Raw genomic sequence first — 7,382 nt, forward strand, 5'->3', positions numbered from 1 at the left:
CAGACCTGGATGGACTGGAGACTGTGGCGCTCATCAAGTCCCGCGAGCGCTGCCAGCATATTCCCGTCATCTTCATCACCGCGCTCAGCCGCGAGATGGCCTACATCGCCAAGGGCTACGCGGGAGGGGCAGTGGACTACCTGCTCAAGCCCATCGACGCAGACATCCTTCGTGCCAAGGTGTCCGTGTTCGTGGACCTCTATGAGCGAGGGGAGCAGCTGAAGTCCCAGGCGATGGAGATCTCCGAGCGGCGGCGAATGGAAGCGGAGATTGCCGCGGCCGTCGAGTTCCAGCAGCGGCTGGTGGGCATCGTCGGCCATGACATCCGCAGCCCTCTCTCGGCGCTGCTGGCCACCGCGAAGATGCTCCTCTCGATGGGCGAGCTCACCGAGCGTCAGTCCAAGGCCATCGAGCGGATCGCACGCAGCGGGGTTCGGATCGAGAGCATCGTCCAGGTGCTGCTCGACTTCGCCACCGCCAGGCTTGGAGGAGGCATCAAGGTCCAGCGCAGGGAGATGGACCTTCATGCGCTGCCGCCCAGAGCCATCGAGGAACTTCAGCAGTCCCATCCCGGTCGGCTCATCCGCTGCTCGCAGGAGGGCGACGCGCGCGGGGAGTGGGATGCGGACCGGCTGATGCAGGTGCTGGTGAACCTCATCGACAACGCACTGAAGTACAGCCCGGAAGGGACACCGGTGGACATCTTCGTCCACGGCGAGCCGGACGCCGTGGTGCTGGAGGTCCACAACGTGGGTGAGCCCATCTCCCCCTCGCTGCTGCCCGTCCTCTTCGAGCCGTTCCGTCGCGGAGCCCAGTCCGAGCAGATGGTCAAGGTGAGCCTTGGGCTCGGGCTCTACATCGTGCAAGAGATTGCCCGCGCCCATGGCGGCACTGCCGACGCTCGCTCCTCACCTGAGTCGGGGACGACCTTCCGCGTACGACTGCCGCGCAAGGCCTGAGAGGGCGCTGAGCGGGAGCCCTCACGTCCTGCCACGCCGCCAGTGTCGGAGGGCGACGACAGCGGCGATGCATGCCCAGAGCCCCGCCATGGCGAACAGCAGGAGGGCTCCACTCCGGTAGGGGCCGTGCTGGAGCCACGCGCCGGTCAGGGTGAACGGGGCAGCGACGAGCACGCCGAGAAAGGCCACGCCGGTCCGATCGAGCGAGTCGAACTCCACGAAGTACGCTCCGATGGCTGCCAGCACCGCCACTCCGAGCAAGAGGCTGGCCAGGGTCGTCCTCTCCGCGGAGGGGAGGGCGTCCTTCTGGAGAAAGCCGGCGGCCACGGCGCAGATGCCCGCGATGAGGGAGGCGTTGATGCGGAGCTGAATGACGTTCAAGGCGGGCTCCCTGCCTGAAGCTATCCTGACTTCACCCAGCGCGGAGGAGCGAAGTCCATGCCCGTCTTCAAGTCCCTCGAAGCCCACCTTGTAGAGAGCCAGCGCCAGTCCCCCTTCAAGGGGATGGCACTGCTGATCGCGCTCGGCCTGATGGCGTGCTCGCCAGAAGCGCCTCCACCAGGGGAGCCGGGTTGCGAGGAGTGGCGGGTGGAGAAGAGCCCTTCCTGCGTCGGAGGGGGGGGGCCCTCCCTGTCCCAGGCGCGCTACTGGCATGAAGCGACGCGGCTGGGGAATGGCTGGGTGCTGGTCACAGGCGGGTCCAGCGTCTCTGCGACCGAGGTCTACGATCCGGCCGCGCGCACCTGGTGGCCCGCAGGGGCCTTGGCCCAGTGGCGCAACACGCACACGGCGACGCTGCTGAACAACGGCCGGGTGCTCGTCACAGGTGGGTTTGGAGGCGAGACACCCCTCGCCACCGTCGAGTTCTACGATCCAGCGACTCGCACCTGGTCACCATCGGAGCCCTTGGCCCAGAGTCGCCTCGGGCACACGGCGACGTTGCTGAACAACGGCCACGTGCTCGTCGTGGGGGGGAAGGGCCCGGAGGGCACGCTTGCGACGGCCGAGCTGTACGATTCGGTAGATGGCACGTGGAGTTCTGCCGGTCTGCTGGCGCAGATGCGCAGCGGACACACGGCGACGGTGCTGCGTGACGGCAAGGTGCTGGTTGCAGGAGGGTACGGTGTCGATGTCTCCCTCACCATGAGCGAGGTGTACGATCCCATGAGCAACAGCTGGTCGCCTGCGGGCCCCCTGCTCCAGGCGCGCCAGGGGCACACGGCGACGTTGCTCTCCAACGGCAAGGTGCTCGTGACAGGGGGAAACGCGGGTGGTCTGGAGAGCCTTCGGACGGCCGAGGTCTACGATCCGGCGACCGGCACATGGGCGGAGGCCGGACCCATGGCCCAGGTGCGCAGCAGACACACGGCGACGTTGCTGGGTGACGGCAAGGTGCTCGTGACGGGGGGGATGAGCGGCAGCTCGCACCTCGCAGAGGTCGAGCTGTATGACCCGGTCGCCGGCACGTGGGCGACGGCCGGAGCCATGAGCCAGGGCCGCAGCGGACACACGGCGACGTTGCTCAACGGCGGCCAGGTGCTCATCACCGGAGGGCTCGGTAGAAACGGCGGTCTTGGGTCAGTCGAGCTGTATTCCCCTTGAGCGTCTCGCGGGCTGCTTCCCTGCGGAACGCAGGGGGCTTCCTGGGAAGAAGCGGAAAAGATCACCCTTAGGCTGATCAATCGGCAAACTCCTGATAACAGGCGAGAGCCGAGGTTGGCATGAGGCTTGATAGGGCTGCGCCCGAGCAAGACCCCGCTTCACGACTCCCAGGAGCATCTATGGTGATCAAGCAGTTCGGTTCTCTCTGCACAGCGCTCGCGCTGACTTCCCTGGCCGCCACCAGCTGCGGTCCCGCCGATGGGCCGGACGAGGCTGCAGGCGAAGACGCCTCGGAGCGCTCGGCGCGCCAGGCGCTGCGCAACCCGGGCTTCAACGGCAACACCGTCTATGGCTACTGGCAGGGCTCGGGCGGACAGAACCCCTCCAGCCCCAGCAACCGGGTGTTTCTGGTGAACCACGAGGGCGCGGCTGCCACCTTCACCTTCAAGCTCACCTCCTCCGCGGATGCCTGGCTTTATCTGCTCGATGGGAGCGGCAACCTGATCACCCAGGACAACAACTCGGGTGGGGGCACCCACGCGCAGGTGTCCGTCACGCTGGCGCCGGGGGCCTACAGGCTGGTCGCGGCGACTGCGACGCCGGGGCAGAGCGCGGAGTTCTCCCTGAGCTCGGACAAGGCTCCCTTGAGGTATCCGCAGCGGCTCGAGGTCCGGCCGGCGAGCCGGTTCTACTGGCTCTACAATGACAGTGGCACGGGCGCAGATGACGATGTCTCCATCTGGCGTCCGGATCTCAGCCAGTACCCGGGCTTCTTCTCACTGGGCGACGTGGCTGTGTCCAGCCATGGGCCGGTGCCGGTGAACACCTTCGTGGTTCGAGGCGAGGGCGACCTGCTGGCGAGACCTGTCGACTACGCCTGGATCTGGCATGACGGGGGCTCCGGTGGGACGCACGACGTCTCCTTCTGGGAGCCGCTGGCGCCTGCGGGCTACACCTGCCTTGGCACCGTGACGGTGCAGGGCTACGGCAAGCCCTCGACGGATCTCATCCGCTGCGTGAAGAGCGCATATGTGCTGCCGGGCAACCCCGCCTGGGTCTGGGACGACAGCGGCTCCGGTGCGGACAATGACCTGGGGCTCTGGCAGACAGTCCCTCGGGATCACCGAGGGCTGGCGCCGAACACCTTCGTCGGCCGGCCGAACTACGGGGACAATGGCGGCAGCCGCCACCAGGTCATCAACAAGAGCGCCACGGACAACGAGGAGCTGAGGGGCGTGCCCGTGGACGGCTTCACGATCGCGGCCTTCGCGCCTCGCGTGTGGCTGGCTCCTGATGAGTCCTACTGGCCGTCCTCTACCGGGTTCTTTCTCCCCAACGTGCACGAGGAGAGCGGCCACCTGGTGACGAACCAGCCGTTGGGTTGTGACTCCTGCACGGATCCGCAGTTCCTGGACGGCCAGCGGCCGGATCAGACGTCTGTACCCGTCTACGCCCAGGTCATCCGCCGCACGCAGGGTGGCCAGCCCACGAACGTAACGGACGTCCTCTATTGGAAATTCTACCCCTACAACAATGGCAAGCGGGTGTGCATCGGGTGGTACTCGCCGTGGGGTTGTGTGGGGGGCTATTCGACCTTCGGCAACCACGTGGGCGACTGGGAGCACATGACGGTGCGATTCATCGACGGCCGCCCGGCGCAGATCTACCTGAGCCAGCACGCGTGGGGAGGGACGTTCACCTATGGAGACAAGCAGCTGGCCTTCACGGGCTGGCACCCGGAGATCTTCTCGGCCAAGGGCTCGCATGGGCTGTACCAGGACCCGGCTCGGCACATCTACGAGACGATCTTCAACGGCGACTTCCTGGCCGACGACACGGGCTACGGGCTGGCGTGGGACACCTGGAACAACGTGGTGACGATCCCCGGGCAGCCTGCGGGGAGCTACAGCGGGAGCCTGGCGTGGATGAACATCACCAGCGCCTGGGGCAACCCCGAGTCGGGCTGTGACAACCCGACGGGATACTGCGTGAACAGCGGAGGCCCGGGAGCGCTGATCACCCGATCCGTGTCCAATCCGGAGTTCATGACCCTCGAGTGAGCGAGCCGTCATGAGGGGCCCCGGCTGCCACAGGGGGGGAGCTGAGGGAGGCAGGCCCAAGAGGGAGTGCTTCCCCAGCGTAGAGCCAGGCCCCAGGCTCCTCGCGGTGGGGCGCTCTGAGAGAAAGCGAGACCTGGTGAGGAGCACAGCCGAGGCTTCTTGCGTGCCGGCGGAGCCGCTGCCTGGGCGAGCCCGGAACCCGAGCCTGTCGAGGGCAGCCTGCACGAACCTGTCTGCTTGTCAGACAGGTTCGTTCCGAGCCCCGCCGGGAGCACCCCGTAGAGGGCCATGTACCCCCTTGGTGGTACAGCCTGGCTTTTACGCAGGGCCTACCCTGGCTTGAGTTCAACTCTCGCCAGGCGTTCCTCTCCATGCGTCATCTCTGGTTTTGCGGATTGTGCTTTATTCTTGTGGCCTGCCGCGAGTCAGCCCCGGCGGATGGCGCGGTGCGGGTCCATGTGAAGTACGACTCGCACGTGCCCAGGTGCATTCGGGTCTCCGCCTCGGATGATCGAGGGAACACGGGAGCGGTGGACATCCCCCAGAAGGAGTTCAAGAACAAGGAGGAGAAGGAAGTCCGAGTCGCCGTGTTCCGCAAGCGAGAGTGGGGACGAGAACTGACGATCGAGGTGACTTCCCGTGAGGCTTCCGACGCCGAGAACTGCTCCGATCGCCCCGAGGAGGTGCTGGAACAGCACCACTCGCCTGGGCCCATCACGGTGCCGCTGAAAGACTTTGCAACCTTCGTTGTCAAGCTCCAGGCTCAGGATCGTGACGGGGATGGGCATGTTCTGAAAGCCGTGGGCGTGGAGGGGACAGACTGTGACGACACGAGCGCCAGCATCCATCCAGGGGTGCCAGAGGTTTGTGGCGGGATAGTGGACCGCGACTGTGACGGCCAGCCAGGGTGCGAGGACACCGACTGCACGGGCAAGACCTGTGACGACGGAAATGGCTGCACGGAGAATGACCGGTGCGAAGCGGTGGGAGCAGCGCACCAGTGCCAGGGTACTCCCAAGGCTTGTGGGCCGCCTAATTTTACCTGTTACTCCTCAGAGTCTGCGTGCAACCCGGACACGGGAGAGTGCGTCCTGACGCAACTGCCTGCTGGTACCTCATGCGATGATCAGAACCGGTGCACCACCAATGACCAGTGTGGCTTGGACGCCGCGTGTGCGGGTACTGTCCCCGTTTTGTGCAACACTCCACCGAACTCCTCATGCTTCGTGAGTCTGGGAGTGTGCGACGCAGCGACCGGCACGTGCTCGTACGAGCCCCAAGGCCCGGAGGTGTCCTGCGACGACTCAGATGCTTGCACCCAGGAGGACAAGTGCAGTGGTTCGGGGGAGTGCAAGGGAGAAGCCTTGCCGCCATGCGAGCCACCCAATGATTGCCATCTCTCAACGAGGAAGGGATGTCCAGGGAGTGGGGCGTGCACCGACGAGGTCGATCCCTTAAGGGTAAACAAGCCGTGCACCATCGATGCTGAGAACAGCGGAGTGTGCCGTCCCGATGGATACTGCAGCAGCTTCCCATTCACTCCGAGCAACTTCGATCCGGACGCCATCCCGGCGGATAAGAGGAAACTGGATGTTCGCATCTCTTGCGTCACTCCGACAACCCCAGTGATTTTCAACTCCAGCAACGGGGTTTGGACGTTCCCGCAGGGATGCACGCGTCCAGTTCTGCCAGAGACTCGAATCATCCCTCAGGAGGAAGGGGAGATCGCCTTGGTGTCTATGCAGAACCTCATTATTGAGCCAGGGAATGCTCTGAAACTCAAAGGCGATCGAGCCGTCATTCTCGCCGTATATGGGGATGCCATACTTTCCGGTGCTTTGCTGGCGGATGCAGATCTGGAAGTGACCGGCGCTGGCAGCAACCGCCCGACTTGTGGCTCCCAGAAGGGAGGAAATGGTTCGTTCTCTCAAGGTCGAGGCAGTGGTGGTGGCGGAGGTGCGTTCGGGCAAGGGGGCGCAAAAGGAGGGAAGGGTGAAGGGAACTCGAGTGGCGGGGTTGCAGGCACAAAGGTGGATAGCAGGCTCTCCCCCTTGATTGGTGGCTGCCAGGGGGGGACCGGAGGCGCCAAGCCGGGTATGACAAGCGACGGCAAGGGGGGCGCAGGCGGTGGGGCATTGCAAATGGCCGTAGCTGGCACGCTCCACGTGAATCACTGGGTTTCTGTCAGTGGCGGTGGCGGGCTAGGAGGGGATGGTTCTTCGAATGGTGGAGAAAATGCGGAAGGCGGTGGGGGCGGAGGCAGTGGAGGGGGGCTGCTGCTGGAGGCGTTCCGCTTGCAACTCACGTCCCAAGCGCGGCTCACGGCGAACGCTGGGAGCGGGGCGGAGGGAGGAGATTCAGATGATAACAGCAATGGGAGCGATGGGAGCGATGGCTCGCAGTTCTCGAAGGATCCCGCAGCCGGTGGTACTAGCGGAGGGAAGGGAGCGCCTGGTGGACACGGCGGAGCTAATGATGTCGGAGCGGTAGACGGTGTTGACGGGGCCCTCTGGGGAGGGGCAGGCGGTGGGGGCGGCGGAGTAGGCATCATCCGACTTCAGGGCTTCGGCGGCTGCGTCATCGATTCGACCTGTGGCAGCACGGATGGCAACGGCTGTGACATCAGCCCGAGGGTGACTCCTATCTGCGACTGAGAGCGTCCTGGGAAACTACAAAGCTATACCACTTGGGTGGTACCGGGCGGAGGAGCATCTGACGCGGCTGCGTGACTAGGATGTATGGCTATCCCGCGGGGTTCCGT

5 protein-coding genes are annotated in these 7,382 nt (G+C 65.1%); 4 read left to right on the forward strand and 1 reads right to left on the reverse strand.

Annotated features, from left to right (window positions below):
- Window positions 1-959, forward strand: a 959-nt coding sequence (locus VD972_RS28095; RefSeq protein WP_324991828.1) for a hybrid sensor histidine kinase/response regulator, incomplete at its 5' end; no start/stop codon positions are given.
- Window positions 960-980: 21 nt separating this feature from the next.
- Here VD972_RS28095 and VD972_RS28100 read toward each other — a convergent pair.
- Entirely contained in the window at window positions 981-1,340 is a 360-nt protein-coding gene (locus VD972_RS28100) for a hypothetical protein (protein ID WP_324991829.1), read from the reverse strand.
- A gap of 57 nt (window positions 1,341-1,397) precedes the next feature.
- Between VD972_RS28100 and VD972_RS28105 the strand changes: the two genes are divergently transcribed.
- The 3 genes from VD972_RS28105 to VD972_RS45575 all read left to right on the forward strand — a co-directional run bounded on the left by VD972_RS28105 (window position 1,398) and on the right by VD972_RS45575 (window position 7,275).
- Window positions 1,398-2,561 (forward strand): Kelch repeat-containing protein, encoded by a 1,164-nt coding sequence (locus VD972_RS28105; protein WP_324991830.1) that lies wholly within the window; start codon window positions 1,398-1,400, stop codon window positions 2,559-2,561.
- 179 nt (window positions 2,562-2,740) lie between these two features.
- Window positions 2,741-4,621 carry a Vps62-related protein gene (locus tag VD972_RS28110; protein WP_324991831.1) on the forward strand — a complete coding sequence of 627 codons (1,881 nt, stop codon included), beginning with the start codon at window positions 2,741-2,743 and terminating at the stop codon, window positions 4,619-4,621.
- Window positions 4,622-4,992: 371 nt separating this feature from the next.
- Window positions 4,993-7,275, forward strand: coding sequence for a putative metal-binding motif-containing protein (locus tag VD972_RS45575; protein ID WP_414654144.1), 2,283 nt, complete (start codon window positions 4,993-4,995; stop codon window positions 7,273-7,275).
- Window positions 7,276-7,382 lie beyond the last annotated feature (107 nt).

This window comes from Hyalangium sp., assembly GCF_035629615.1.
Classification (GTDB): Bacteria; Myxococcota; Myxococcia; order Myxococcales; family Myxococcaceae; genus Hyalangium.

Excerpts from the sequence above, each read along its gene's own strand:
- VD972_RS28105 (WP_324991830.1), top strand. The coding sequence starts at position 1,398 with ATGCCCGTCTTCAAGTCCCTCGAAGCCCACCTTGTAGAGAGCCAGCGC.
- VD972_RS28110 (WP_324991831.1), top strand. The coding sequence starts at position 2,741 with ATGGTGATCAAGCAGTTCGGTTCTCTCTGCACAGCGCTCGCGCTGACT.
- VD972_RS45575 (WP_414654144.1), top strand. The coding sequence starts at position 4,993 with ATGCGTCATCTCTGGTTTTGCGGATTGTGCTTTATTCTTGTGGCCTGC.